Source organism: Bacillus sp. NPDC093026 (assembly GCF_044754665.1).
GTDB classification, from domain to species: Bacteria; Bacillota; Bacilli; order Bacillales; family Bacillaceae; genus Bacillus; species Bacillus maqinnsis.
The window spans coordinates 452419-477554 of the sequence record NZ_JBIVPN010000001.1 but is presented as its reverse complement, the minus strand read 5'-3'; the positions used below and the strand labels follow the sequence as shown (position 1 = coordinate 477554).

The window sequence follows — 25136 nt, the reverse complement described above, 5'->3', positions numbered from 1 at the left end:
AAAACATATATTTTAACAATCGTTTTGGGAAAGACAAGGATGAAAGAAACCCCGATCAGGAGGCGAAGGACCTGAGTAAAATTTATGTATTAGACACAAATGTGTTATTACAGGATCCGAATTCAATCTTTTCATTTGAGGACAATGAGGTCGTGATTCCGGCCGTTGTGTTAGAAGAAGTAGATTCGAAAAAAAGATATATGGACGAGGTAGGGCAAAATGCTCGGCGTGTCTCACGCCTGATTGACGGCTTGCGATCAAAAGGGAAACTTCATGAGAAAATTACACTAGAGTCAAAAGGAACGCTGCGAATTGAATTGAATCATCGCTCTTTCCATGAACTGCAGGAAATTTTTATCGAAAAAACAAATGATAATCGGATTTTGGCTGTAGCGAAAAATTTAAGTTTAGAAGAAGCGACAAAGCCTCATGGCAGGCCGGTCATTTTGGTGAGTAAGGATGTCCTTGTGCGTGTGAAAGCTGATGCCATTGGACTACAAGCAGAGGATTTCTTAAGTGATCGAGTGCTTCAAGATGAAGACATTGATAATGGCTATAACGAGTTATATATTCCCACTGAGCTATTAAATACATTTTATCAACAGAATCAATTACAAGTGAAAGAGGTAACAAATGATCCATTAAATCCTCATCAATTTGTCATTATGAAGGGGAATGAAGGCGGATCTGCTTTAGGAATGCTTGATCAAAAAGCAGGTCACATCAAGCGGCTCATTTATGATCAAGAGTATGTTTGGGGAATCCGCCCGAAAAACGTACAGCAGACGATGGCGCTAGAATTACTCTTGCGTCGTGATATTCCGCTTGTGACGCTTATTGGAAAGGCAGGTACGGGCAAAACATTGCTTGCACTTGCTGCCGGGCTCATGCAAACAGAGGATCTGGGTTTGTATAAAAAATTAATAGTGGCACGCTCGATCGTTCCAGTTGGTAAGGATTTAGGGTATTTACCAGGAGAAAAGGAAGAGAAGCTCAGACCATGGATGCAGCCGATTTATGATAACCTTGAATTTTTATTTAATACAAATAAAACAGGTGAACTGGATGCCATATTAGCTGGGATTGGCTCTATTCAAGTGGAAGCTTTGACATACATTCGAGGAAGAAGTATCCCTGATCAATTTATTATCATTGATGAGGCGCAAAATCTAACAAAACATGAGGTGAAAACGTTGTTAACACGAGTAGGAGAGGGAAGTAAAATTGTGCTGATGGGAGATCCTGAGCAGATTGATCACCCTTATTTAGACAGCTTCAATAATGGTCTCACCTATGTGATTGAGCGTTTTAAAGAGCAGCAAATATCGGGACATGTCAAGCTTGTCAAAGGAGAAAGGTCTGGACTTGCACAGCTTGCTGCTGATTTATTATAGTCCAGACCCCTTATCTTATGTAATAATTAATTCTTTTACACCTTTAATAGGCTGAGGCAATGTGGGCTGATCCGCGAAATAGACGTGGATTGGTCCTTCTTCTGTAATAGGCTTACCATGCTGGCTAAAGTGGGCAATGCTGTCCATGGCCGAAGAGAGTGGAACAACAACCGTCTCAGTTTCTGTGACAAATTCACACGTTTCTGCCTGTTCAAGCGGTTCTGCATTTTTCAGCATTTCGCCAAGTTTCATCCCAAAGCTGCCTGTTATCAGCCTTTCTTTTTCAAACTTTTTCTCTGTTTTTAAAGTGGGTGGAAGTGTTTGTCCTTCTCTTATGACCCGCTCTTGGTCAAGTTCACTTTCTACCTGATCCGTTTCAATCGCTGCCTTTTTCTCAAAAAATGAATCCATTAAAAACTTGCGGTCATCAAAAATCCATACACTTGGATCAATGGTGATATTGTAGCGTACGTTCCCCTTAATTTGTATAATGCTCATGTCAAAGACAACCCCTTTCCACCATAAATTATAGAAGTTTTCACGCACTTTGTCACTTTCATAAACATGCTTCTTCTTGTGCACACTATCCTTACATGAAAAATAGGGAGGATATTGGACATGGCATGTCGAGACAATGAAGAGCTTCAGCAATTCGTACAAGAGGCAAAGAAAGTGGCCAAAGATGGCGAAGTGGCATCTTACATTCCTGCTCTTGGTAAAGCAGATCCAACCGATTTATCTGTTGCTGTTTATCATGTGAGCAATATTTGTCATTCCGCTGGGAATGTTGATAAACATTTTACACTGCAAAGTATTTCTAAAGTATTGGCTCTTGCGCTCGTCTTAACTGAGGAAGGACCGAAAAAAGTATTCCAATATGTTGGACAAGAACCGACAGGAGACCCGTTTAATTCTATGGTTAAACTTGAAACCGCAAGCCCGAATAAACCTCTTAATCCAATGATTAATGCAGGAGCGCTGGCGGTAACGAGTTTAATAAGAGGAGCTACTCCTCAATATCAGTTGCATCGCCTGTTGTCTTTCATTAGAGAGCTAGCGAATGATGCATCCATTACATATTGCAAAGAGACTGCTGCATCAGAATTTGAAACGTCCATGATTAACCGAGCTATGTGCTATTATATGAAACAATATCATATCATTGAAGGAAATGTTGAAGAGGTGATGGATTTATATACGAAGCAATGTGCTGTGATGATGAACAGTCTTGACCTGGCGAAAATTGCCTGTGTTTTTTCATTAGATGGTCGGCACCCTGAAACTGGAAAACAAATTCTTTCAAAAGATGTTGCCAGAATTTGTAAAACATTTATGGTAACATGCGGAATGTATAATGCGAGCGGGGAATTTGCAATCAAGATAGGAATTCCGGCCAAAAGTGGAGTGTCAGGCGGAATCATGGGAGCTGCACCATATGATTTTGGCATTGGAATCTTCGGACCTGCCTTGGATGAAAAAGGGAATAGTATAGCCGGTATTAGACTGCTTGAACTTATGAGTGAAAAATATGAGATGAGTATCTTTTAACCAATGATTGTTTCTTTTTATTTTTACAGAGGGAACTGTACAAATCTGCTTGCAATTTTGGGCGTTTCGCTTTATGATAAATAGAAGAATTAGGTACTCGCCTGGGGAACGGAGGGATACTTTTGGCGTCAGAAATTTTAGTCGATCATCGGCAAAAAGCATTGTCTTTATTAAAACTGGATGCAGATAAAATTTTAAAATTGATCCAAGTGCAAATGGACAACTTAACGATGCCGCAATGTCCTCTTTATGAAGAGGTTTTAGATACTCAAATGTTCGGATTATCAAGAGAAATTGACTTTGCTGTCCGTCTTGGATTAGTTGATCACCATGAAGGCAAGAAACTACTCGATAAACTCGAGAGAGAGCTTTCCGCACTACATGATGCGTTCACAAAAAAATAATGGTTGAAAACTCAAACTTCCGCAAAAAGTTTGGGTTTTTTTGTCATCGTTTTTTTCTTCATCAATTGATAACAAACGGACTTGATCATTCCATCACAGACGAACAATATAAAAGAGGTAAAACGAGATCGAACGGAGAAAATGTAGTAGAATAAAAACAGCTAAGAGGAATACACAACAGTAGAAACAGACGTTAGGAAGAGGATTATATGTTAAAGAGAATGCTAAGATCGTATGACTACTCATTATTGTTCGCCATTATATTAATTAGTGCGTTCGGTTTGGTGATGGTATATAGCTCAAGTATGATTACCGCTGTCATCAGATATGATGCTGCACCAGACGCTTTTTTTAAGAAACAGCTTTTATTTATGATCGTCGGGGCAGCCATATTGGTTTTGACAGCCCTCGTTCCGTATCATTTATTTTCTAATAAAAAATTCCAAATTGTGATGCTGATCGGTTCTATTTTATCGCTCATTTATGTTTATTTTGGCGGGCACATTGCAGGGAATGCAAAAAGCTGGATTAAAATAGGCCCCTTTAGTCTACAGCCTGCAGAATTTGTAAAAATCGTCGTTATCATCTATCTTGCTGCTGTCTATGCAAAAAAGCAGCATTACATTGACCATATTCTTAGAGGGGTAACTCCTCCGATTGTCATTGTATCCATTTTATGTGGATTTATCATTCTCCAGCCAGACTATGGAACAGCTTTTATTATTGGAATGATTGCTTTTGTGATGATTTTATGTTCAGGTTTTAGCGGTAAAACACTTGCAAAGCTATTGGCACTATTTAGTGCGGTCATGGTCATCGTGACACCATTTATTTTTCTTTTTTGGGATAAGATTTTCACCAAAAATCGACTTGGACGTTTTGAGAGTTTCCAAAATCCATTTAGAGATGCTGGTGATACAGGACATCAATTGATTAATTCATATTATGCCATCGGATCAGGTGGGTTTTTTGGTCTCGGTCTTGGGGAGAGCGTACAAAAGTATGGCTACCTTCCAGAGCCGCATACAGATTTTATTATGGCGATTATATCAGAAGAGCTAGGCTTTTTCGGTGTGTTTTTTGTTCTTGCCATACTCGGCTTTATCGTTGTAAAAGGCTTTTATATTGCAAGAAAATGTGAAGACCCTTTTGGAAGTTTGCTTGCAATAGGAATTTCTTCAATGATTGCGATTCAAACATGTATCAATTTAGGAGGTGTTTGTGGTCTCATCCCAATCACAGGGGTCACACTTCCTTTTATCAGCTATGGAGGATCATCAATCATTTTGCTTAGTGGATGTATGGGGATATTGCTGAATATCAGCATGTTTACTGAATATAAAGAGCGCTATAAAAAGAAAAAATCAATCAGCAAAAAAACAATTCAAAAAAATGGGTTGCAGAAAACTTTGAATCTTTAGAAAACAAAAGTGTACAGTTTTCCATTCTTCCTTTATTATAGAGTACATATAAAATTTTAAGGGATATGGAGGAGTGAGAATGTCACATAGAACAATTCAAAAGGTTCTAGTTGCAAACAGAGGGGAAATAGCTATCAGAGTCTTCAGAGCTTGTACAGAGTTAAATTTACGTACAGTTGCTATCTATTCCAAAGAAGACTCAGGCTCTTATCATCGCTATAAAGCGGATGAAGCATATCTAGTTGGAGAGGGAAAAAAACCGATAGATGCCTACCTCGATATCGAGGGGATCATCGAGATTGCAAAACGAAATGATGTGGATGCCATTCATCCAGGATATGGATTCTTATCTGAAAACATTCATTTTGCAAGACGGTGCGAAGAGGAAGGGATTCATTTTATCGGTCCAACTTCTCACCACTTAGACATGTTTGGAGATAAAGTAAAGGCGAGAGAAGAGGCGAAGAAAGCTGGTATTCCAGTCATTCCTGGTAGTGATGGACCAGTTGATTCAGTCAAAGAAGTCGAAAAATTTGGTGAAGAATACGGTTACCCATTTATTATCAAAGCTTCACTTGGCGGCGGCGGACGAGGTATGCGTATTGTCAGAACGAAAGAGGAGCTAAATGAAGCGTATGACCGTGCAAAATCAGAGGCGAAAGCTGCTTTTGGAAATGACGAAGTATACGTCGAAAAGCTGATTGAGAAGCCGAAGCATATTGAAGTGCAGGTGATTGGCGATAATTATGGGAACATCATTCATTTATATGAACGTGACTGTTCTGTACAAAGACGTCACCAAAAGGTGATCGAAGTAGCACCAAGTGTATCTCTGCCTGATCAATTACGTGAGGCAATTTGTGAAGCAGCTGTTCAGCTTGCTCAAAATGTGTCTTATATCAATGCTGGGACTGTGGAGTTCTTAGTCGCAAATGGTGAGTTTTATTTTATCGAAGTAAATCCAAGGATTCAGGTTGAACATACGATCACAGAAATGATTACGGGTGTAGATATCGTACAGACGCAAATTCTTGTCGCAAAAGGGCACGAACTTCACAGCAAGGAAGTCGGTATACCGAAGCAAGAGGATATCTTTACACATGGTTATGCGATTCAATCAAGGGTGACAACAGAAGATCCATTAAACGACTTTATGCCGGACACAGGAAAAATTATGGCGTATCGCTCAGGCGGAGGATTTGGTGTTCGTCTTGATGCAGGGAATAGTTTCCAAGGAGCCGTCATTACACCGTACTACGATTCTTTATTGGTCAAGCTGTCAACGTGGGCACTTACATTTAATCAAGCAGCAGCTAAAATGGTTCGTAATTTACGGGAATTTAGGATTCGTGGCATTAAAACGAATATCCCATTCCTTGAGAACGTAGCGAGGCATGAGAAATTTCTCAAAGGTGAATATGACACCTCATTTATTGATTCAACACCAGAACTATTTCATTTCCCTAAGCAAAAAGATCGCGGAACGAAAATGTTGACTTATATTGGTAACGTTACCATTAATGGGTTCCCTGGTATAGCAGGCAAAGAGAAGCCTCATTTTGATAAACCAATTGTGCCAAAGCTTCCCGTTCATCAGCGTATTCCGTCTGGTACAAAACAAATATTGGACACGCATGGACCCGAGGGGCTGGCAAATTGGGTGAAAGAACAAAACAATGTTCTTTTGACAGATACAACGTTTAGAGATGCGCATCAGTCTCTTCTTGCCACTCGTTTTAGAACACATGACTTAAAGAAAATTGCGCAACCAACTGCTGGATTATGGCCAGAGCTATTCAGTCTTGAAATGTGGGGCGGTGCTACATTTGATGTTGCTTATCGTTTCTTAAAAGAAGACCCTTGGGAAAGACTGAAAGAGCTTCGCAAAGAAGTGCCAAACACACTGTTCCAAATGCTACTTAGATCATCAAATGCCGTAGGGTATACAAACTATGCAGATAATGTGATCAAAGCGTTTGTGAAGGAATCGGCAGATGCGGGCATTGATGTGTTCCGTATTTTTGATAGCTTGAACTGGGTGAAAGGGATGACACTTGCCATTGATTCAGTCCGTGAATCAGGGAAAGTCGCTGAAGCGGCGATCTGTTATACAGGAGATATTCTTGATCCATCTCGCCGGAAATATAGTCTCGATTACTATGTTTCTCTTGCGAAGGAGCTTGAAGGAGCAGGAGCACATATTTTAGGAATTAAGGATATGGCGGGACTATTAAAGCCGCAAGCAGCTTACGTGCTTATCTCTGCTTTAAAAGATCAAATCAACATCCCAATCCATCTTCATACACATGACACAAGTGGAAATGGAATTTTCACATATGCAAGAGCGGTCGATGCGGGCGTTGATATTGTTGATGTAGCTGTTAGCTCAATGGCAGGGATGACGTCTCAACCGAGTGCAAGCTCATTATATTACGCATTAGATGGTCATGAAAGAAAGCCAGAAATGAACGTGAAACAGGTGGAAAGCCTGTCTCAATACTGGGATTCAGTCAGAAAATATTATCATGAATTTGAAAGCGGTATGATCTCACCGCATACAGAAATTTATGAGCATGAAATGCCTGGTGGTCAGTATAGTAACTTGCAGCAGCAGGCGAAAGGTGTAGGTCTTGGAGAACGTTGGAACGAAGTGAAAGAAATGTACAGACGTGTGAATGACATGTTTGGAGACATTGTAAAAGTTACACCATCCTCTAAAGTGGTTGGAGATATGGCGCTTTATATGGTGCAGAATGATCTGACAGAAGAGGATGTTTATGAAAAAGGTGCAACCCTTGACTTCCCTGATTCTGTTGTGGAACTGTTTAAAGGCTATTTAGGACAGCCGCATGGCGGATTCCCAGAAAAGCTGCAAAAGCTCATTTTAAAAGGAGAAGAGCCAATTACTGTGAGACCAGGTGAAAAGCTTGAGCCTGTGAACTTTGAAGAAATTAAGCAGCAATTCAAAGAATCACATGACCTGACATTGACAGAAAAAGATGCCATTGCGTATGCACTATATCCGAAAGTCTTTACTGAATTTGTGCAAACGGCGGAAAGTTATGGTGACATCTCCGTTCTCGACACACCCACATTCTTCTATGGAATGAGACTTGGTGAAGAAATTGAGGTGGAGATTGAGAAAGGAAAAACACTCATTGTTAAACTTGTGTCAATTGGGGAACCAAATCCAGATGCGACAAGAGTCATTTACTTTGAGTTAAATGGACAGCCGCGTGAAGTGGTCATTAAGGATGAAAGCATCAAATCTTCCGTACAAGAAAAAATGAAAGCAGATCGCTCTAATCCAAACCATATTGCGGCTTCGATGCCAGGAACCGTCATCAAATTACTTGTAGAAAAAGGTCAGAAAATCTCACAAGGTGAGCATCTGATGATCAATGAGGCCATGAAAATGGAAACAACGGTTCAGGCGCCATTCTCTGCTGTTGTAGATGAAATTCATGTGAAAAATGGAGAGCCGATTCAAACTGGTGATTTGCTTATCGTTTTAAAGCCTGAATAATTAGTTAGACACATCCTTTGAGATGTGTCTTTTTTGATGAGCGCATTAAAATGTGCAGCAATCAGCGAGAGTGATTACACTATAAAATGAGGTGAAGAAAGTTGGAAATTGTCGTGATTTGGTTTCGCCGAGATATGCGCATGGATGATCATATCGCACTCTCAAAAGCAATCGCATATGCAAAAAAACATCATTATCAGTTATTTGCTTTTTATCATGTAGATCCTTTTTTTACAAAAATGGCGCTTGATTTAAACCATGAACATTTCTTTCAAAACTTGGCTCATTTCGTGAAGGAAGCAAGGGAGGCACACTTATATGTCCACCTTTTTCATGATGATATCATATCTGCCTTTCAGCAAGTGCTGGACGTCTACGACATCAAAGCTGTGTTTTTTAATGAAGACCAAGTAGGTATCGGTAAAAAACGTGATGATCAAGTGACCAATTATTTAGAGGAAAAGGGCATCCATGTTTCTAAATGGCAAGATACGCACTTGCATGGGGCAAACGATATTTTGAAAGCGGATGGCTCGCATTATCAAGTATTTACTCCATATTATCAATCATGGCAGAAACATGAGAAGCATCCTGTCATGAAAGTTGACAAATCATTTTTTGCAGATGAACACATCGTTCGTCATGAAACCCTTTCGCAAAAAGGAGATGATCAACTAAGAAACATCATCAAGAGGTGCTCTAGAAAATTCGATCAAATCGGTTCAGAAAAGGCAAAGAAGACACTTCAATCTTTTATACAAAAAAGGCTAACCCGTTATCATGAGAACAGAGATATTCCGTCTGTTTTTGGAACAAGTAGACTGTCACGTTTCCTAAAAACAGGGACAATCTCTGTAAGGACAGTATATCATGCTGTGCATCAGGAAGAGCTTTTTGAAGATGAAGGACGGGAAACATTTATAAAAGAACTGGCGTGGCGTGATTTTTACCATATGATGTATGCACATTACCCAGACATGAAAGAAAAGGAAGTCAATTCTACATTTCAAGGGATGAAATGGAGTGAAAATGAGGCTCTATTTGAAGCGTGGTGTAAAGGTGAGACAGGCTTCCCGCTCGTTGATGCTGGGATGAGACAATTAAATGAAGAAGGATGGATGCATAATCGCTTACGAATGGTAACGGCTTCATTTTTAACAAAGGATTATTTGATTGATTGGAGAAAGGGAGAAGCTTATTTTGCAAAAAAACTTGTGGATTATGATGAGGCTTCGAATATTGGAGGTTTTCAGTGGGCAGCTTCTGTCGGAACAGATGCCGTTCCTTACTTTCGCATTTTTAATCCAATAACCCAATCGAAACGGTTTGACCCTAGTGGTGAATTTATTCGGAGGTACGTGCCTGAGCTGAAACGTGTAGATGATCAGTGTATTCATGAACCGAGTAAAATGTCGATCGATGAACAAAAGAAGTCAGGCTGTATAATAGGAGACACTTACCCGCATCCAACAGTAGATCATCAAGTGAGGCGCAAGGAAGCCATTTTGTTGTTTGAAAAAGCAAAACAACAATAAAAAATCCCCCTTTCATAAGAAAAGGGGGGATGCAGTATGTTGATCTCAATGGTACTCATCTTTCATATTTATACCGTGCAATAAGTAAACAAAAGTAGCACAGTACACCAAATAAACAAGAGATAAAGAATGAATGAGCAAGCGCATAACCAAGTGCTAAGTGAGAATAAACAGACATCACACCCGAGATGGCTTGAAGCGTAATAAGAATGGCTGAAATCATCCATCCATAATACAGTTGTTTCTGTTCTTTGTAATGTTTAATGGCATGGAACATTGCGATGAATATCCATACGAATAAAAGGAGGGCTGCCGCTCTATGGGACATTTGAGCCCATTGATTAAAATAAGTAGGAAGTCCGTTGCCATCATTTGAACAAAGCGGGAATACAGAACAAGCGAGACTTGATTTTGTATGTCTAACATACGCACCCGTATACACCACGATATACGTATACGTAATCAATCCAAAAATATGAAACTGCATCGTTTTGCCGATATGAAGTGGCTTCACCAGTTTTGTTTCAGATCTGGTTGCCTCAAAAACAAGGAGAGCAAGCAATAAGACTGAAGCAAAAGAAATAAGTGAAATGCCAAAATGCAGTGCCATCACAAGTGCGTTAGAGCCGAACACAACGGCTAATGCACCTAATAACGCCTGAAGCAGTAAGAAAATAATCGACAAGATGACCAAACATTTTGTTTCCCGGAAAACAGGACTGATTTTCTTCCAGCATAAGATGGCAAGTGCCAGTACAAGAATCGTCGATACCCCTGTTGACATGCGGTGACTCCATTCGATGATGGAAGCAGGGTTCATTTCAGGAAAGAAGCGACCGTGGCAAAGGGGCCATTGTCTACCACAGCCAAGTCCCGAACCAGTTTTCGTAACAAGCGCACCGCCAATCAGAACGATCAGCATCACAAACGTGGTGACAACGCTCAATAGTCTTAAACCAAATTTCATCAAATTATTTCACCTTCTCTAAAAAACTTCTGACACAATAAATAAAAAACCTCACATGCTCTCAAGTTTAAGCCAAATGCGTGTTCTGTTGCAATTCCTAATGATCAAAGTTCACAAAAAAATGACATGTTCGTTCACAGATTTTACAGATTTAGAGTGCTTGATCTTTCTTTGGCAGTCTGATAGAAATAGAGGAGGGAATATTTCATTTTGCACCGCCTTCTGAAACATATATATAACCTAATTAATTCACGAAAAGTTCACAAATACATTCAAGTTTGTCGTTTATTATTTAATAGGATGTTTTTTTACAGCTTGTTATCTTGTATGATAGAGTTGTAACGATTTTACGGTTTCATATGTAAGTTTGAAGGTTTGGGCAAGGGAGGTTATACACTATGGCAAATTCCAAAACAGCTGCGGAAGTAGCGATTCATGGACAAATAGAAGAAACAACAACATTGAAAGATTTTCTTGCTCTTATTAAAATAGGCATAGTCAATTCCAACTTCATTACAACGTTTACAGGAATGTGGCTAGCTTTCTATTTTTCAGATATGAGTTTCCTTGGGAATCTTGATATTGTACTATTAACAATGATTGGATCTTCTCTTATTATTGCCGGTTCTTGCGCAATTAATAATGCGTTTGACCGTAATATTGATATGCTAATGGAAAGAACAAAGACAAGACCGACTGTCACTGGTAAAATTCAGCCGGGGCAAGCGTATGCATTTGGTATTCTGCTCGTTGTACTTGGACTCATTATGCTTCTTATGACAACTGTTACAGCAGCAGTCATTGGTTTTATTGGTGTATTCACTTATGCCGTTCTCTATACCATGTGGTCTAAACGCCGTTACACAATTAATACGGTGATTGGCAGTGTATCTGGTGCAGTTCCACCGCTGATTGGCTGGACTGCTGTTCAAGGCACAATGGATACAACGGCTTGGGTTTTGTTTATGATTATGTTCATTTGGCAAATCCCGCATTTCTTGTCACTTGCGATTAAGAAAACAGAAGATTACCGAAAAGCAGGCATTCCAATGCTTCCTGTTGTCTATGGCTTTGAAGTCACAAAGCGCCAAATTATCATTTGGACTGCATGTCTCCTTCCACTTCCATTTTTCTTAGGTGGATTAGGGTGGCCGATTGTTGCTCTTGGCACATTATTAAACATTGGATGGCTTGTCATTGGTCTTATGGGTTTCAAAATGAAAGACATCATGAAGTGGTCGACACTTATGTTCGTTTATTCATTGAACTACTTAACCATCTTTTTCGTTGCGATGATTATTATGACATTATTTTAGAGTGAGATACACTTTTTTCACATCAAAACAAAGGCTATAACTATAACACAACATGTCTAACAACTATGAAAGCTGCCTGATATTGAGTTCTATTTAGGCGGCTTTCTGTTTATACATAGATGGTATTTTGAGTAAAAACATCATTTTTTTACGAAAAGAGGAAATGTAAGTGCTTTTATATGGGCGGGGGTTATTGATGGGAAAAGTGATTTTATAAATATGAGTTAAAAAGCGAAAGGCAAAGGAGATCAAGCAAAAGGGGTTGGGACAAATTATGATAAGAAAATGGCGTGTTTACTCATTGTTTCTCTTACTGACACTTGCTTTGGCAGGCTGTGGTGAACCATACTTATCAACACTCAAGCCAGTTGGGGAAGTAGCAGATAAACAATATTTCCTTACTGTACTGAGTACACTTATTATGGTTTTTGTGGTCGTTGTTGTATCAATCATTTTCTTTTACGTCATTATTAAATTTAAACGTTCTAAAGTGGGAGAAGATACGATTCCAAAACAAGTGGAAGGAAGCCGTAATCTAGAAATGACATGGACGGCCATTCCAATTCTTCTACTCATCATTCTTGTTGTACCTGTAGTAGCCTATACGCTTGAACTTGGGGATTCAAGTGCTATGGACAAGAAAAAACGAGACCCTGAAAAGACACTTGTCGTAAATGTAAGAGCGAACTTGTATTGGTGGGAATTTGAATACCCTGATTATGGGATTGTCACAAGTCAGGAATTGATTGTGCCGACAGATCAAAAGGTGTACTTTAAGCTGAAAGCATCAGATGTCAAACACTCTTTTTGGATTCCATCTGCTGGCGGGAAAATGGATACAAATACAGAAAATGAAAATAGGTTCTATCTGCAATTTGACTCTAAACGAACAAAAGATGCAGGAGAATACTTTTATGGAAAATGTGCGGAGCTTTGTGGTCCATCACATGCTTTAATGGACTTTAAAGTTAAAACGCTTTCTCAAGATGAATTTTTAGGCTGGACAAAAAAAATGACAGACTATCAAAAGCCTAAATCAACATCAGACTTAGCCCTAGAGGGTGAAAAGCTGTTTAAAGAGAAAAACTGTTTAAGCTGTCATGCTGTAGAGCCTGGGGATGAAAGACCAGAAGCGGCAAGGACTGCTCCAAACCTTGCGACCTTCGGTGAGCGAACAAAAGTAGCTGGAATCAAAGACATGAATAAGGAAAATGTGAAAGCATGGATAAAAAATCCAGAAAGTTTTAAACCAGGCAATAAGATGACAGGGACGTACCCTAAATTAAATGATTCAGAAGCAGATGCACTCTACGAGTATTTAAAGAATCTTAAGATAGAGTAATCAATGAGCATAGAGAGCAGCTCAATCAATATCCAAATGATGATGAGATATGTGAAGTTTTGGTTAAGAGCTCCCGAAAAAGTCTCGAGGCCTAGAAGCGATCATCAGTCTGCTTCAAAGGTCGTGCATTGTTGGATGAAGGGCACAAAATCAAAAGGGGCAAATGGGAGATAAGAGGGGGATTTCATGGTGAGTACAATAGCTAAAAAGCGGGGATTTGGCGCTGTCTTATGGGATTACTTGACAACGGTTGACCACAAAAAAATTGCCATTTTATATTTAGTGGCAGGGGGATTTTTCTTTTTGGTTGGCGGCCTGGAAGCGATGTTTATCCGTATTCAGCTAGCCATCCCTGAAAATGATTTTGTCAGTGCAGGAGTTTACAATGAAATCATGACGATGCATGGAACGACAATGATTTTCCTTGCAGCAATGCCGCTTTTGTTTGCATTAATGAATGCGGTTGTACCAATTCAAATTGGTGCGCGTGACGTAGCGTTTCCGTTTATTAATTCACTTGGTTTCTGGTTGTTCTTTTTCGGTGGAATATTTTTAAACCTTGGCTGGTTTTTAGGCGGGTCACCTGATGCAGGCTGGACAGCATATGCATCGCTGACGCTTAACTCTGAAGGACATGGCATGGATTTCTATATTTTAGGTTTACAGATAGCTGGTATTGGTACTTTGATTGCCGGAATCAACTTTCTTGTAACGATCATCAATATGAGAGCGCCTGGTATGACTTATATGAGAATGCCGCTGTTTACTTGGACGACATTCGTCGCATCTGCGCTCATCTTATTTGCTTTTCCTCCATTGACAGCAGGGCTTGCAATGTTAATGTTTGATAGGATGTTTAATACGAGCTTTTTCAATCCGGAGCTTGGAGGGAATACGATCATCTGGGAGCATTTGTTCTGGATTTTCGGACACCCTGAAGTGTATATTTTGATTCTTCCGGCATTCGGCATTTTCTCAGAGATCATTCCAGTGTTTGCAAGAAAAAGACTGTTTGGTTATTCGTCCATGGTTTTCGCCACTGTATTGATTGGTTTCCTTGGCTTCATGGTATGGGCACATCATATGTTTACCACTGGACTTGGACCAATTGCGAATGCGATCTTTGCTGTAGCAACAATGGCCATTGCGGTTCCAACAGGGATCAAAGTATTCAACTGGCTGCTTACCATATGGGGCGGTAATGTTAAATTTGCAACGCCAATGCTTTATTCCGTTGCTTTTATTCCGTCATTTTTACTAGGCGGGGTAACAGGAGTGATGCTCGCAGCCGCCGCAGCCGATTATCAGTTCCATGATACGTACTTTGTTGTGGCGCATTTCCACTATGTCATTATCGGTGGAGTTGTATTCGGGATTTTAGCAGGTGTACATTACTGGTGGCCAAAAATGTTTGGGAAAATACTCAATGAGAAGCTCGGGAAAATTGGCTTTGTGCTTTTTTTCATCGGTTTCCACTTAACTTTCTTTATCCAGCATTTCTTAGGTCTTTGGGGAATGCCTCGCCGCGTATTTACCTTTCTGCCTGGCCAAGGGCTGGAACTTGGGAACCTAGTAAGTACGATTGGTGCACTGTTTATGTTTGTAGCGGTTGTCATTATGCTCATTAACATCATTTGGACAACAGCGAAAGGAGAGCGTGTGACGAGTGATCCTTGGAAAGACGGAAGAACGCTTGAATGGGCTGTGTCTTCACCTCCGCCAGAATATAACTTTAAACAGCTCCCACTTGTAAGAGGACTAGACCCGTTATGGATTGAGAAAATGGATGGTAAAAAAGGCATGACAGCCTCTGAACCTCTTGATGATATTCACATGCCGAACAATTCCATTTTGCCTGTCATTATCTCATTCGGTCTATTTGTGTCAGCATTTGGCTTCATGTATCGTCAAGAACATAGCTGGGGTCTTCCAGTTATATTGATTGGACTTGGCATTACGTTTGCGACCATGCTGGTTCGATCTCTTGTAGATGATCATGGATACCATATACACAAAGAAGACTTGATTGATGACGATGATAAAGGGGTGAAAGCATAATGGAACCACAAAAAATGACAGCGGAAACCTTTCCAGCTTCACCAGAGAAAGCGACATTAGAAGGAAAGAATAAGTTCATCGGGTTTTGGCTGTTTCTTGGGGGAGAAACCGTTCTATTTGCATCTTTGTTTGCCACTTATTTGGCTCTGAAAAACTCAAATGCAGGTGGAGCAAAAACAACAGATATGTTTGACCTCACGCTTGTCTTTATTGCCACAATGCTCCTTTTAACGAGCAGTTTAACGAGTGTTTATGCGATGTATCATATGAAAAACTTTTCCTTTAAAAAAATGCAGCTTTGGCTCGTCATTACGGTTCTGTTAGGTGCCGGATTTTTAGGACTTGAAATGTATGAGTTTTATCACTATGTGCATGAGTATAAATTTACGATTACCAGCTCTGCTCTTGGTTCTGCATTCTATACACTAGTAGGAACGCACGGTGCTCACGTTGCTTTTGGGCTTTGCTGGATTACCGCTCTTATCATTCGAAATATGAGGCGCGGACTGGATTTATACAATGCACCTAAATATTATGTTGCGAGTCTTTACTGGCACTTCATTGATGTTGTGTGGGTCTTCATCTTTACCGTTGTATATTTAATGGGAATGGTGGGATAAGAATGGGAAATAAAAACACAAATCAGTCCAAAGTAGACCTTGATTACCGTAAAAAGAAAAATGCCGAAGAAATGAAGTATCAGCTCATTTCTTTCGGCTTGATGATTGGTTTAACATTTGTTGCATTTTTAACGATTGCATCTGAAGATATCGGAAATTGGTTTGCGGTTCCGTTTATTTTACTGCTTGCAGTAATCCAAGTGGCCTTTCAGCTTTACTATTTTATGCACATGAACCAAAAAGGGCATGAAACCCCCGCATTGTTTCTTTACTCAGGTGTGTTTGTTGCGTTTATTACCGTTTTAGCCTTTTTGACGATTATTTGGTGGTAAGCTCGCTTTGCCCTTGAAGGAGGCTCAGAATGGAGAACTTAGAAATATTTGGATTTCGGGCGTTGTGGAGTCCCTATTATTTGACATGTGTTGTGTTAGCAGCTACTTTTTATCTACTTCTCGTCACAAAGGGGAAGCACCGTGCTACGGTGAAAGAGAAAACCCTATTTCTCACTGGACTTGTTCTTTTATATGCTGTGAAAGGAAGTCCAATTGATTTAATGGGGCATATTATGTTCAGTGCGCATATGGCACAAATGGCGGTATTGTACTTAGTCATTCCTCCTTTACTGATCACGGGTTTACCTGCTGGACTGTGGGAGCGGATCATTCAAACACCTGGTATTCAAGCGGTATTCCGTTTGTTTTCCAAGCCTTTAATTGCCCTGCTTGGATTTAACGGATTATTTTCGCTTTACCATATACCACTTGTGTTTGACTTTGTGAAAACCGATCCGTTTTATCATGCATTGATGACTGTAGTTATTTTCATCTCTGCCTTTTTCATGTGGTGGCCGCTTGTTCATAAAGTACAAAGTCAGCCGCAGATCACAGGTATTTTAAAGCTTGGCTATATTATGGCAGATGGCATATTAATGACACCTGCCTGTGCACTGATCATGTTTAGTGATACACCTATCTATGCAACCTATTCAGATGCAGGGGCATGGATTCAAGCGTTGCATCTATGCGTACCTAGTGATATGCTCTCTGGCCTTGCGCTGACTGGACCTGACATGTTCCACACACTGCCTTTATTAGAAGATCAGCAGCTCGGTGCCATTTTAATGAAAATTATTCAAGAGATCGTCTATGGCTCTATCCTTGCTGTTGTCTTTTTTGATTGGGCCAGAAAAGAAAGAGCGAAAGATGCCGTACCAGATGCGCTTATCCCGAAATATGAATAAAGAAAGCACAGCCATACTCGGTTGTGCTTTCTTTATGCTTCAGCAGTCATTGATTCTAGTTTTTCTTTGAGTCGAGCAAGCGTTCTTTTGCTCGATTGGATTAGAGATGTAGGAAAATCTTCACCCTCGCCGTATTCAACACCATGCGGATAATAGTGTTTTCCAAGTAAAGGTGTTAGCAGCTGAATATGAGCTTTTTTGGAACCGACATCTCCTTCAGTGGCATAGCCAGATATCCTTAAATAGAATGTGCCTTCCACCATGCTAAATTTGCGGTCATATGTCACTCGCTCATAATCCCATTGATCGGCTCTCACAAATCCTTCACTTTCCATGATGAAATCTAATTTATTTAAGTCAACTGATACTTTTTCAATCCCCGTACCTTCAAATTTCATCAAAACCCCTCCTTATAAAAATTCCCTTTACTGACAATCATAGTATGAAAGCGTTAAACTTTCAACAGTGAAAGGTATGTTCTTTTAGAAGCTGGTTACAGTAATAAAGAAAATAAAGGTTGGAGGAATAAACATGAAAACAAAAAAAATCAAAGATATCATGACGAAAAAAGTGATTACTTGCCAAAAGGATGACAATCTCTATGAAGCTGCTGTTAAAATGAAAGACGCTGACATAGGTGCTATTCCGATTGTTGAGGGAGATCAGCTTGTTGGTATTGTGACAGATCGGGACCTAGTGATTAGAGGCATTGCTGAAAAAAAACCGAATTCACAGGAGATTAGCGCGATCATGACGAAGGATGTATTGACAGCTGAAGAAGATGCAACTCTTGAAGAGATTGCCCGCTTAATGTCAGAGCATCAGCTCCGCCGTATTCCAGTAGTGAAAAGCGGGAAGTTAACTGGTATCGTAGCCCTTGGTGATTTATCGGTCGAAGATTTATCAAATGATCGAGCAGGTGATGCACTTACGGAAATCTCTCAACAAGATCATGGACAAGGATTTCTTCATTAAGACGGGCATATTTTAAATTCGTGTTAAATAGGCTGTATTGTCGTTGATAAATAAAGCAAGTTTTGTTTAAATGACAGTAGAAGGCTTTTATGCCTTGCCAATTTAACGGAGGTGTTTACTTGAAAACTGTGCTCAAAACACTCTTCATCCTCCTGATTATATCCGGAACGTATGTTCTGTTTATTCAATATGGATCTTCACCAGAAAAAGATAGCAGCAATGAACCGAAGGTATCTAATGAAGAAACTTCTAGCGATAAGCCCATTCACATTCCGAAAAAAGGGCTCATGTCCTTTATGGGGAAATCGTCAAATGAAGTGCTCAAACAGATGGGAGAACCAGATCGCATTGATCCTTCCGCATATGATTATGACTGGTGGATATACAATCAATCGAAAAAACACTACATTCAAATAGGAGTAAAAGATAGTAAAGTTGTGACCTTGTTTGCAACAGGAGATGGATTGAATGTTGAACCATTTAAAATCGGTCAGGCCACAAGTGAGGTATTTAAGAAAACCCAAATCGCACCTTACATTCATGTAGATGATGAACAGAATTCATATCGCTTTGAATTCTCAGAAGATGATATGAACACAAGACCAACGGTTAAAGTGGGAGACGACGTCTATGTCCAGCTATACATGGATAAGTTTGAAAGCACGCTTTCGAGTATCAGGGCCTTTAATGCAGATACATTTGTCAAACAAAAGCCGTATGAGGTTGTCTATCGAGGTCAACTGATAGAACCAGAAACGATATCAGGTGAAAAATGGAAAGATATTGAGTCTTCTAGTCAAAAACAAATTTTCGATATAACGAATATTATCCGCCATAAATACAACTTGCCGCCCCTCCAGTGGGACGATGAGACCTCTGAAGTGGCATTGATGCACAGTGAAGATATGAAAGAGAACCATTATTTTTCTCACGAGTCTAAAAAGTATGGCACGCTGAAAGATCGATTAGAAAGAGGAGAGGTCACATTCCAACTGGCAGGTGAAAACATCGCTTATAATTACGTAGATGGACCAGCAGCTGTCGAAGGCTGGCTCAATAGCGAAGGTCACCGAAAGGCACTGCTGAATAAAGATTACACGCACATTGGTGTCGGTGTGAAAGAAAAATATTATACGCAAAATTTCATTAAAAAAACCTCTTAGTTTAAAGCAGCCGCGAGTGAGCGGCTGTTTTTTTGCGGTAAAATCATTTAAAAAAGAGGCTCACCAAAATGTATGCAGGTGTATATAGTATAGTAGGCATTTGTATGGGGGTGAGGATATGACAAAAAAGCAAAAGCAAACATCCATTGATGAATTTAAACAATTCGTCAGACGCCATCCGAAGTTAATACGAGAAGTTCAAGCACAAGAAAAAAGTTGGCAAAGTCTATATGAGAATTGGGTCATCTTTGGTGAGGAAGATGAGATGTGGTCACCTTACCGAAATGAACAATCTGAAGAAACAAAAGAAGAGAAAACATCTAAACAAAGCGCGCAAGGGAAAACAGATTTTATGTCTAAAATGGTCTCTGCCGTAAAAAAAATGGATGCTGATCAAATGAATGAACAGATTAACAAAATGAGCCAGTCTATTTCCTCTTTACAAAGCTTACTTAGTCAATTTTCATCAAATAGCTCAAAGAAAGGTACATCTGGAGGCAGTCAGCACCCATTCTCCTTCAGGAAAGATTAATTGAAAGGGGATGCTTTTGGTGCGGAGAGAAGTACAAGAATTTGTCATGGCGGAAGAAGATCGAATCAAATTCATTAGACAACGTCCTCTCTGGTATAGACAACTGACTCGACATCCTGACAATCTATCTTCCTTTGAGTTAGATAAAATGAATTTTTACGAAAAAACAATTCCTCATCGTGTGAGTCAGTTAAGCAATAGTGTACAAATGGCTGAAATGATGATTCAAATGTTTCAAGCAATGCGCAATCAAAATTAAGCCGGGTTAGGCTTTTTTGAGTTGATTAAGATGTCTATTTCATGAGCATCCTATGGATGTAGACGAAAGGAGAATCAGAAGATGAAACAGATGCTGTCAATGTGCGCATTGCTTTTTCTTGTGACCGGATGTCAAAGACATCATGAGCAAGAGCAAGTAAAGCAAGAGCCGGATGTACCAGTCATACAGCAAGCCCCCAGTGATATGAAGCAGCAAGGCTTTTTAAAATACAAAGTGCAGGGGTCTGCTGTGTATATAGAGAGCACGCTTCAGGATTTCCACCTTGATACATCTCCTGGAAAAAACGGTGAGAAGAAGGGTTATTTTACAGTGTATGTAGATGGTAAACGTGCGGGGAATGAATATACTGCTGCGTTTGTGGTCAAGCATCTATCGAAAGGAAAACATCAAATGACTGTTGAGCTGAATTCGCGCCATCCTGAATATCACCAGAAAAGAGAAACATGGGATGTATTTGTCACTTAAAAGCATTTTCTGATTCATAGGTTTCGTGGTAAACTATGAATTGGAGGTGCAACATTTATGTATGCGACAAATGAATCTGTGGAGCTCCAAGAAGAAGCAGATCAATTGGCTGCCATGATTCTTCAGTCTGAGGAGGCTGAACATTACCGCAACTGCTTTAAGCGTCTCCAGCAAGACGAAGAAGCTCAACAAATTATTGCGGATTTTACAAAGATAAAAGAGCAATATGAGGATGTGCAGCGGTTCGGCAAGTATCATCCGGAGTATAGAACGATCTCAAAGCAGATGCGTGAGATCAAAAGAAAGCTAGATCTTCACGATACGGTGGTTGATTTTAAAAAAGCAGAAACAGCGATTCAATCCATCTTAGATGAGATTAGTATTGAAATTGGTCAAGCTGTATCAGCATATATTAAAGTTCCAACAGGGAACCCATATTTTGAAGGTTTATCATCATGCGGCGGTGGCTGTGGATCAAAAGGTAGCTGTGGCTGTAAAGTATCTTGACGAGACTTGCACGTCTCGTCTTTTACATACTGGATGGAAAGAATTGAAAAGCGGCAGGTGAAAAGATGGATACCAAGCGTCAAGGGATGGTTGTTTGGCTGCATTCATTAAAGCAGTCAAAAGCGCTAAGAAAGTTTGGAAATGTTCACTATATTTCAAGGAAAATGAAATATGCAGTGATCTATTGTGATATGAATGATATCGAGCGTCATATGGCAAAGCTCAGTTCATTGCCGTTTGTGAAACGTGTCGAACCTTCTTATAAGCCATTTATTAAATTAGAGTATGAATCTAAATTGGACAAAGCAAAAGAGTATGATTATAAGGTGGGCTTTTAGAATTAAAAAAACCCCCGCGGCATCACCCGCGGGGTCCTTCTATTCTTAATGATTCATTAAGGAGAAGGCAAAGGGAGAGGAGAAACCGGAGGAAGAACTTATGGGGAAACGTAAGTCTTCTCCGCGGTTGGCAACAGCACCACATCAGATGCTGTTAGATGTAGTATGACCCTTCGTCCTTAAATGTATACATAGAAAATGAACGAAAACCACGCATTTTACCATATGGAGCGGATGTGGTAAGATAATGTTGATTTTTTGTCGAATGACATCCATGTAAATAGAAGCAAACAGAAAAAGTGGTGGGAAAATGAGAGTGATCTCTGGAACAAGAAAAGGCCGCACGCTTAAAGCGGTTCCAGGTCAATCAACAAGACCGACAACTGATAAAGTCAAAGAATCTATATTTAATATGATTGGTCCATATTTTGATGGCGGATGGGTCCTTGATTTATTTGCAGGAAGCGGCGGGTTAGGAATTGAAGCGCTTTCTAGAGGGTTTGATCATTGTATTTTCGTTGATCGAGACATCAAGGCGATTCAGACGATTAAAGCAAATCTTGCTCAATTGATGCTGACCGATCAAAGTGAAGTATTTCGAAATGATGCCCAGCGTGCACTTTCAGCAGTTGCGAAACGAGAGGAATCCTTTCAAGCGATCTTTCTTGATCCGCCTTATAAGGATCAAAAGCTGAAAGCACTGCTAGAATGGATTGATCAGCACTCCTTATTAACAGATGATGGTGTGATAGTGTGTGAGCATGATAAAGAAGTCACGTTGCCAGAGGAAACAGGACGACTGGAAATATCAAGACAGGAACTGTACGGATTGACTCGTATTACGATTTATAGAAAGCGGGGAAATTAAAGCATGGGGAACATAGCCGTTTGTCCGGGTAGCTTCGATCCAGTCACATTTGGCCATTTGGATATTATCAAAAGAGGGGCAAAAATTTTTGATGAGGTGTATGTGTGTGTATTAAATAACTCCTCAAAAAACCCGTTATTTACAGTAGAAGAGCGGTGTGAACTCATTCGACAAGTCACAGAGAATATACCGAATATTAAAGTAGAATCCTTTCATGGTCTTCTTGTAGATTATGCAAAAACGAAAAATGCCAATGTGATTTTACGAGGACTAAGAGCCGTTACTGACTTTGAATATGAGATGCAAGGAACATCTATGAACAAAGTGTTAAATGACAACATTGAAACGTTCTTTATGATGACCAACAACCAATACTCCTTCTTAAGCTCAAGTATTGTCAAAGAAGTAGCAAAGTATCATGGATCTGTCAAAGAGCTTGTACCAAAAGAGGTAGAAGCTGCGCTGAAAGAGAAATTTAATGGATAAGTGCATGTGGCACTCATCCATTTTTTTGTTTCTGATAGTATAGGGCAATATACACGATCAAGCTGCATAAGGTGATCAGGGGACCAGCGGCAACAAGCTGGTTCCAAAGAACGCTACTGAACATCAAGAGATGATTGCTGGTTTCAAAGGTGCCTGCTGGGAGGGCAATGTCTGATCGTGATACATAAAGAGGCTTAAATAAAACGAAGGCAAAGAGTGCTGCATATATCCCGTGTAAAACACGGGCGAAAAAAAACGGTTTAAAGCGAATATCTGTTGCTGCAAGAATGCCCGCTACCTGTGCTTGAACTGAGAGTCCGCTGAATCCCAAAATAAAGCTGACGACGATTGTTTTTGCAAGAAGTGTGACATCTTGTGAACCAGTTAGTTGGCTCCCTAAAGTGATTTCAAATAAACCGGCAATCATCGCTAAATCTAATTCTGGTGGAAGATGCAGCGTTTGTAGCAAATACCCGACACCTATTGAGAGAAGATCTGTCACATGAACGACTGAAAGCATTCGGCTAAACACAGAAAATAATATAATAAAGCCGCCAATCATAAAGAGTGTTTGAACAGATGACATCACAGCATCACTTAATATTTGCCCAAGCGGTCTTTTTTCTGCCAGCCTAGCCGCATGAAGGGCGCTGAATGCTTCATTAAACGGTGGAATTGAAAATCCTTTCCGGCTTCTCAAATGCGCATCATGTCGTGCTTTGTATCCGCGCATGGTCACGCCGACAGCTAAATTACCTAAATAATGCGCACAGGCTAAGACAATACCTAAAGTTGCAGAATGAAAAAAACCAACAGCAACCGCTCCGAAAATAAACAAAGGATTAGAAGAATTTGTAAAAGAAACGAGACGTTCTGCTTCGATTCTTGTCAGTTGCCCTTCTTGTCTAAGCCTTGTCGTCAATTTAGCACCAGATGGGAATCCGGAGGCCATTCCCATTGCTAATACAAAACCGCCAACACCAGGCACTCTAAAGATTGGACGCATAAACGGCTCTAATAAAACCCCGACAAATCTGACAATCCCGAAACTAATTAATAGCTCGGACAAAATAAAAAAAGGAAGTAATGATGGAAAAACAACTTCCCACCACATTGCAAGTCCATTTTTAGACGCTTGCAAAGAGGCTTGTGGATGTGTAATCACAGTGGCTGTTAAAAAGATAAAAAAAGCAGCGATGAACAGAGTGTTCCATTTTTTCATGAAGGTTTCGCCCCTTGCCGTTATGATTCGTATTGGCGAGCTCGTGAAGAAACTGGCCGAGCCTGTCTTCTATTACTATACGAGCATGAGGGGCATGTTTAGACCTATAGATTCGTATATATGCATAGAAAGAGGAGGATGGGTTTATGAAGCGACCAATGATCGGACTTGCGCTAGGTTCTGGCGGGGCAAGAGGAATAGCGCATATCGGTGTTTTATCTAGTCTTGAGAAACAAGGGATTCCAATTGATATGATCGCTGGAAGCAGTATTGGTGCACTTGTCGGTAGCTTTTATGCAGCAGGACAAGACATAGAAAAAATGAAAAAACTTGCACTTGTCTTCAGAAGAAAGTATTATGCTGACTATACACTGCCAAAAATCGGTCTTTTAAAAGGAAATCGAATTTTGCAGATGATCCACACGTTTACATATGGGAAAAAAATCGAGGAGCTAAAAATACCTCTTGCGATTGTTGCTTGTGACTTACAGACGGGAGAGAAGGTTGTGTTCAAAAAAGGCTCTGTCTCACAAGCAGTCAGAGCGAGCATTAGCATTCCTGGTGTGTTTGTTCCGCACGAAATCGGCGACAGACAATTGGTAGATGGAGCAGTTGTCGACCGAATCCCTGTCTCTGTTTTAAAAGAAATGGGGGCAGACCTCATTATCGCTTCTGATGTATCAAGGGTGAAAAAAACAGAAAAGGCGACGAGATTATCGGATGTGATTATGCAAAGTTTGGACATACTTCAAAATGAATTAGTTCGTCATCAAACCATTGATGTAGATCTCATGATTCGGCCGAAGCTTGAAACATTTAGTTCTAGTGCGTTTACGCAGATTCAGGAGATCATTGAAGCAGGCGAACAGGCTGCAGATCAACTCAAGAACCAACTCAAAGATGTAATAGATAAATGGGAGTGTTAATCG

26 protein-coding genes are annotated in these 25136 nt (G+C 40.1%); 22 read left to right on the top strand and 4 right to left on the bottom strand.

The genetic code is table 11. The annotated features are described in order from the left end of the window. Positions 1-71 precede the first annotated feature (71 nt). Positions 72-1394 carry a PhoH family protein gene (locus ACIQCE_RS02395; RefSeq protein ID WP_400493824.1) on the top strand — a complete coding sequence of 441 codons (1323 nt, stop codon included), beginning with the start codon at positions 72-74 and terminating at the stop codon, positions 1392-1394. Between the two features lie 15 nt (positions 1395-1409). On the opposite strand, the gene ACIQCE_RS02390 is transcribed toward ACIQCE_RS02395, so the two are convergent. After that, entirely contained in the window at positions 1410-1892 is a 483-nt protein-coding gene (locus ACIQCE_RS02390; RefSeq protein ID WP_353855891.1) for a peptidyl-prolyl cis-trans isomerase, read from the bottom strand. Between the two features lie 120 nt (positions 1893-2012). On the opposite strand from ACIQCE_RS02390, the gene glsA reads away from it, so the two are divergent. The 5 genes from glsA (at position 2013) to ACIQCE_RS02365 (ending at position 9828) form a co-directional block, all read left to right on the top strand. Continuing rightward, positions 2013-2942 carry a glutaminase A gene (gene glsA / locus ACIQCE_RS02385; protein WP_400493432.1) on the top strand — a complete coding sequence of 310 codons (930 nt, stop codon included), beginning with the start codon at positions 2013-2015 and terminating at the stop codon, positions 2940-2942. Between the two features lie 122 nt (positions 2943-3064). After that, positions 3065-3346, top strand: a complete 282-nt coding sequence (locus ACIQCE_RS02380; RefSeq protein ID WP_353855889.1) for an Fpa/YlaN family protein — start codon at positions 3065-3067, stop codon at positions 3344-3346. Between the two features lie 209 nt (positions 3347-3555). Then, on the top strand, positions 3556-4767 hold the full coding sequence (gene ftsW, locus ACIQCE_RS02375) for a putative lipid II flippase FtsW (RefSeq protein ID WP_400493431.1): 1212 nt from the start codon (positions 3556-3558) through the stop codon (positions 4765-4767). A gap of 79 nt (positions 4768-4846) precedes the next feature. Beyond that, a complete protein-coding gene (gene pyc / locus ACIQCE_RS02370; RefSeq protein WP_400493430.1) occupies positions 4847-8293 on the top strand; it encodes a pyruvate carboxylase in 3447 nt (1148 codons plus the stop codon). A 101-nt stretch (positions 8294-8394) separates the two neighbouring features. Then, the gene (locus tag ACIQCE_RS02365; protein WP_400493429.1) at positions 8395-9828 is read left to right on the top strand and encodes a cryptochrome/photolyase family protein; all 1434 of its coding nucleotides are present in this window, start codon (positions 8395-8397) and stop codon (positions 9826-9828) included. A 55-nt stretch (positions 9829-9883) separates the two neighbouring features. Here ACIQCE_RS02365 and ACIQCE_RS02360 read toward each other — a convergent pair whose 3' ends face one another. Further along, a complete protein-coding gene (locus ACIQCE_RS02360) occupies positions 9884-10795 on the bottom strand; it encodes a COX15/CtaA family protein (protein WP_400493428.1) in 912 nt (303 codons plus the stop codon). A gap of 398 nt (positions 10796-11193) precedes the next feature. Here ACIQCE_RS02360 and cyoE point away from each other — a divergent pair, with 398 nt between their 5' ends. The 6 genes from cyoE to ctaG all read left to right on the top strand — a co-directional run bounded on the left by cyoE (position 11194) and on the right by ctaG (position 17371). Beyond that, positions 11194-12111, top strand: a complete 918-nt coding sequence (cyoE, locus tag ACIQCE_RS02355; protein ID WP_400493427.1) for a heme o synthase — start codon at positions 11194-11196, stop codon at positions 12109-12111. A gap of 274 nt (positions 12112-12385) precedes the next feature. After that, a complete protein-coding gene (gene coxB, locus ACIQCE_RS02350; protein WP_400493426.1) occupies positions 12386-13453 on the top strand; it encodes a cytochrome c oxidase subunit II in 1068 nt (355 codons plus the stop codon). Between the two features lie 186 nt (positions 13454-13639). Next, the gene (ctaD, locus tag ACIQCE_RS02345) at positions 13640-15511 is read left to right on the top strand and encodes a cytochrome c oxidase subunit I (RefSeq protein ID WP_353855882.1); all 1872 of its coding nucleotides are present in this window, start codon (positions 13640-13642) and stop codon (positions 15509-15511) included. Then, positions 15511-16131: a cytochrome c oxidase subunit III gene (gene ctaE, locus ACIQCE_RS02340; protein WP_400493425.1), complete on the top strand. Its 621-nt coding sequence runs from the start codon at positions 15511-15513 to the stop codon at positions 16129-16131. Before ctaD ends, ctaE begins: the two co-directional genes overlap by 1 nt. Positions 16132-16133: 2 nt before the next feature. After that, positions 16134-16463: a cytochrome c oxidase subunit IVB gene (gene ctaF / locus ACIQCE_RS02335; RefSeq protein ID WP_400493424.1), complete on the top strand. Its 330-nt coding sequence runs from the start codon at positions 16134-16136 to the stop codon at positions 16461-16463. Between the two features lie 29 nt (positions 16464-16492). Continuing rightward, the gene (gene ctaG, locus ACIQCE_RS02330; protein ID WP_400493423.1) at positions 16493-17371 is read left to right on the top strand and encodes a cytochrome c oxidase assembly factor CtaG; all 879 of its coding nucleotides are present in this window, start codon (positions 16493-16495) and stop codon (positions 17369-17371) included. A gap of 32 nt (positions 17372-17403) precedes the next feature. Here the strand turns inward: ctaG and ACIQCE_RS02325 are convergent, their stop codons facing one another. Beyond that, positions 17404-17769, bottom strand: coding sequence for a YugN family protein (locus tag ACIQCE_RS02325; RefSeq protein WP_353855879.1), 366 nt, complete (start codon positions 17767-17769; stop codon positions 17404-17406). Between the two features lie 133 nt (positions 17770-17902). Between ACIQCE_RS02325 and ACIQCE_RS02320 the strand changes: the two genes are divergently transcribed. The 9 genes from ACIQCE_RS02320 (at position 17903) to coaD (ending at position 22985) form a co-directional block, all read left to right on the top strand. Next, entirely contained in the window at positions 17903-18346 is a 444-nt protein-coding gene (locus ACIQCE_RS02320) for a CBS domain-containing protein (RefSeq protein ID WP_400493422.1), read from the top strand. A gap of 119 nt (positions 18347-18465) precedes the next feature. Beyond that, on the top strand, positions 18466-19509 hold the full coding sequence (locus ACIQCE_RS02315) for a CAP domain-containing protein (protein ID WP_400493421.1): 1044 nt from the start codon (positions 18466-18468) through the stop codon (positions 19507-19509). Positions 19510-19627: 118 nt separating this feature from the next. After that, positions 19628-20041 carry a YlbD family protein gene (locus ACIQCE_RS02310; RefSeq protein WP_353855876.1) on the top strand — a complete coding sequence of 138 codons (414 nt, stop codon included), beginning with the start codon at positions 19628-19630 and terminating at the stop codon, positions 20039-20041. A gap of 19 nt (positions 20042-20060) precedes the next feature. After that, a complete protein-coding gene (locus ACIQCE_RS02305) occupies positions 20061-20300 on the top strand; it encodes a YlbE-like family protein (protein ID WP_400493420.1) in 240 nt (79 codons plus the stop codon). An 81-nt stretch (positions 20301-20381) separates the two neighbouring features. Next, positions 20382-20786: a hypothetical protein gene (locus ACIQCE_RS02300; protein WP_400493419.1), complete on the top strand. Its 405-nt coding sequence runs from the start codon at positions 20382-20384 to the stop codon at positions 20784-20786. Positions 20787-20843: 57 nt separating this feature from the next. Beyond that, positions 20844-21293, top strand: coding sequence for a regulatory iron-sulfur-containing complex subunit RicF (gene ricF, locus ACIQCE_RS02295; protein WP_400493418.1), 450 nt, complete (start codon positions 20844-20846; stop codon positions 21291-21293). 65 nt (positions 21294-21358) lie between these two features. Beyond that, a complete protein-coding gene (locus tag ACIQCE_RS02290) occupies positions 21359-21631 on the top strand; it encodes a YlbG family protein (RefSeq protein WP_353855872.1) in 273 nt (90 codons plus the stop codon). Positions 21632-21911: 280 nt separating this feature from the next. Next, positions 21912-22499 carry a 16S rRNA (guanine(966)-N(2))-methyltransferase RsmD gene (gene rsmD, locus ACIQCE_RS02285; RefSeq protein ID WP_400493823.1) on the top strand — a complete coding sequence of 196 codons (588 nt, stop codon included), beginning with the start codon at positions 21912-21914 and terminating at the stop codon, positions 22497-22499. Positions 22500-22502: 3 nt separating this feature from the next. Then, on the top strand, positions 22503-22985 hold the full coding sequence (coaD, locus tag ACIQCE_RS02280; protein WP_400493417.1) for a pantetheine-phosphate adenylyltransferase: 483 nt from the start codon (positions 22503-22505) through the stop codon (positions 22983-22985). A 13-nt stretch (positions 22986-22998) separates the two neighbouring features. On the opposite strand, the gene ylbJ is transcribed toward coaD, so the two are convergent. After that, on the bottom strand, positions 22999-24207 hold the full coding sequence (gene ylbJ, locus ACIQCE_RS02275; protein WP_400493416.1) for a sporulation integral membrane protein YlbJ: 1209 nt from the start codon (positions 24205-24207) through the stop codon (positions 22999-23001). Between the two features lie 146 nt (positions 24208-24353). Between ylbJ and ACIQCE_RS02270 the strand changes: the two genes are divergently transcribed. Then, positions 24354-25133 carry a patatin-like phospholipase family protein gene (locus tag ACIQCE_RS02270; RefSeq protein ID WP_400493415.1) on the top strand — a complete coding sequence of 260 codons (780 nt, stop codon included), beginning with the start codon at positions 24354-24356 and terminating at the stop codon, positions 25131-25133. Positions 25134-25136 lie beyond the last annotated feature (3 nt).

What these genes read in the sequence shown, in the direction of transcription:
- ACIQCE_RS02390 (WP_353855891.1), bottom strand. Translation starts at nt 1,892, where the DNA reads ATGAGCATTATACAAATTAAGGGGAACGTACGCTACAATATCACCATT.
- glsA (WP_400493432.1), top strand. Translation starts at nt 2,013, where the DNA reads ATGGCATGTCGAGACAATGAAGAGCTTCAGCAATTCGTACAAGAGGCA.
- ftsW (WP_400493431.1), top strand. Translation starts at nt 3,556, where the DNA reads ATGTTAAAGAGAATGCTAAGATCGTATGACTACTCATTATTGTTCGCC.
- pyc (WP_400493430.1), top strand. Translation starts at nt 4,847, where the DNA reads ATGTCACATAGAACAATTCAAAAGGTTCTAGTTGCAAACAGAGGGGAA.
- ACIQCE_RS02360 (WP_400493428.1), bottom strand. Translation starts at nt 10,795, where the DNA reads ATGAAATTTGGTTTAAGACTATTGAGCGTTGTCACCACGTTTGTGATG.
- cyoE (WP_400493427.1), top strand. Translation starts at nt 11,194, where the DNA reads ATGGCAAATTCCAAAACAGCTGCGGAAGTAGCGATTCATGGACAAATA.
- coxB (WP_400493426.1), top strand. Translation starts at nt 12,386, where the DNA reads ATGATAAGAAAATGGCGTGTTTACTCATTGTTTCTCTTACTGACACTT.
- ctaD (WP_353855882.1), top strand. Translation starts at nt 13,640, where the DNA reads ATGGTGAGTACAATAGCTAAAAAGCGGGGATTTGGCGCTGTCTTATGG.
- ctaE (WP_400493425.1), top strand. Translation starts at nt 15,511, where the DNA reads ATGGAACCACAAAAAATGACAGCGGAAACCTTTCCAGCTTCACCAGAG.
- ctaF (WP_400493424.1), top strand. Translation starts at nt 16,134, where the DNA reads ATGGGAAATAAAAACACAAATCAGTCCAAAGTAGACCTTGATTACCGT.
- ctaG (WP_400493423.1), top strand. Translation starts at nt 16,493, where the DNA reads ATGGAGAACTTAGAAATATTTGGATTTCGGGCGTTGTGGAGTCCCTAT.
- ACIQCE_RS02325 (WP_353855879.1), bottom strand. Translation starts at nt 17,769, where the DNA reads ATGAAATTTGAAGGTACGGGGATTGAAAAAGTATCAGTTGACTTAAAT.
- ACIQCE_RS02320 (WP_400493422.1), top strand. Translation starts at nt 17,903, where the DNA reads ATGAAAACAAAAAAAATCAAAGATATCATGACGAAAAAAGTGATTACT.
- ACIQCE_RS02310 (WP_353855876.1), top strand. Translation starts at nt 19,628, where the DNA reads ATGACAAAAAAGCAAAAGCAAACATCCATTGATGAATTTAAACAATTC.
- ACIQCE_RS02300 (WP_400493419.1), top strand. Translation starts at nt 20,382, where the DNA reads ATGAAACAGATGCTGTCAATGTGCGCATTGCTTTTTCTTGTGACCGGA.
- ricF (WP_400493418.1), top strand. Translation starts at nt 20,844, where the DNA reads ATGTATGCGACAAATGAATCTGTGGAGCTCCAAGAAGAAGCAGATCAA.
- ACIQCE_RS02290 (WP_353855872.1), top strand. Translation starts at nt 21,359, where the DNA reads ATGGATACCAAGCGTCAAGGGATGGTTGTTTGGCTGCATTCATTAAAG.
- coaD (WP_400493417.1), top strand. Translation starts at nt 22,503, where the DNA reads ATGGGGAACATAGCCGTTTGTCCGGGTAGCTTCGATCCAGTCACATTT.
- ylbJ (WP_400493416.1), bottom strand. Translation starts at nt 24,207, where the DNA reads ATGAAAAAATGGAACACTCTGTTCATCGCTGCTTTTTTTATCTTTTTA.
- ACIQCE_RS02270 (WP_400493415.1), top strand. Translation starts at nt 24,354, where the DNA reads ATGAAGCGACCAATGATCGGACTTGCGCTAGGTTCTGGCGGGGCAAGA.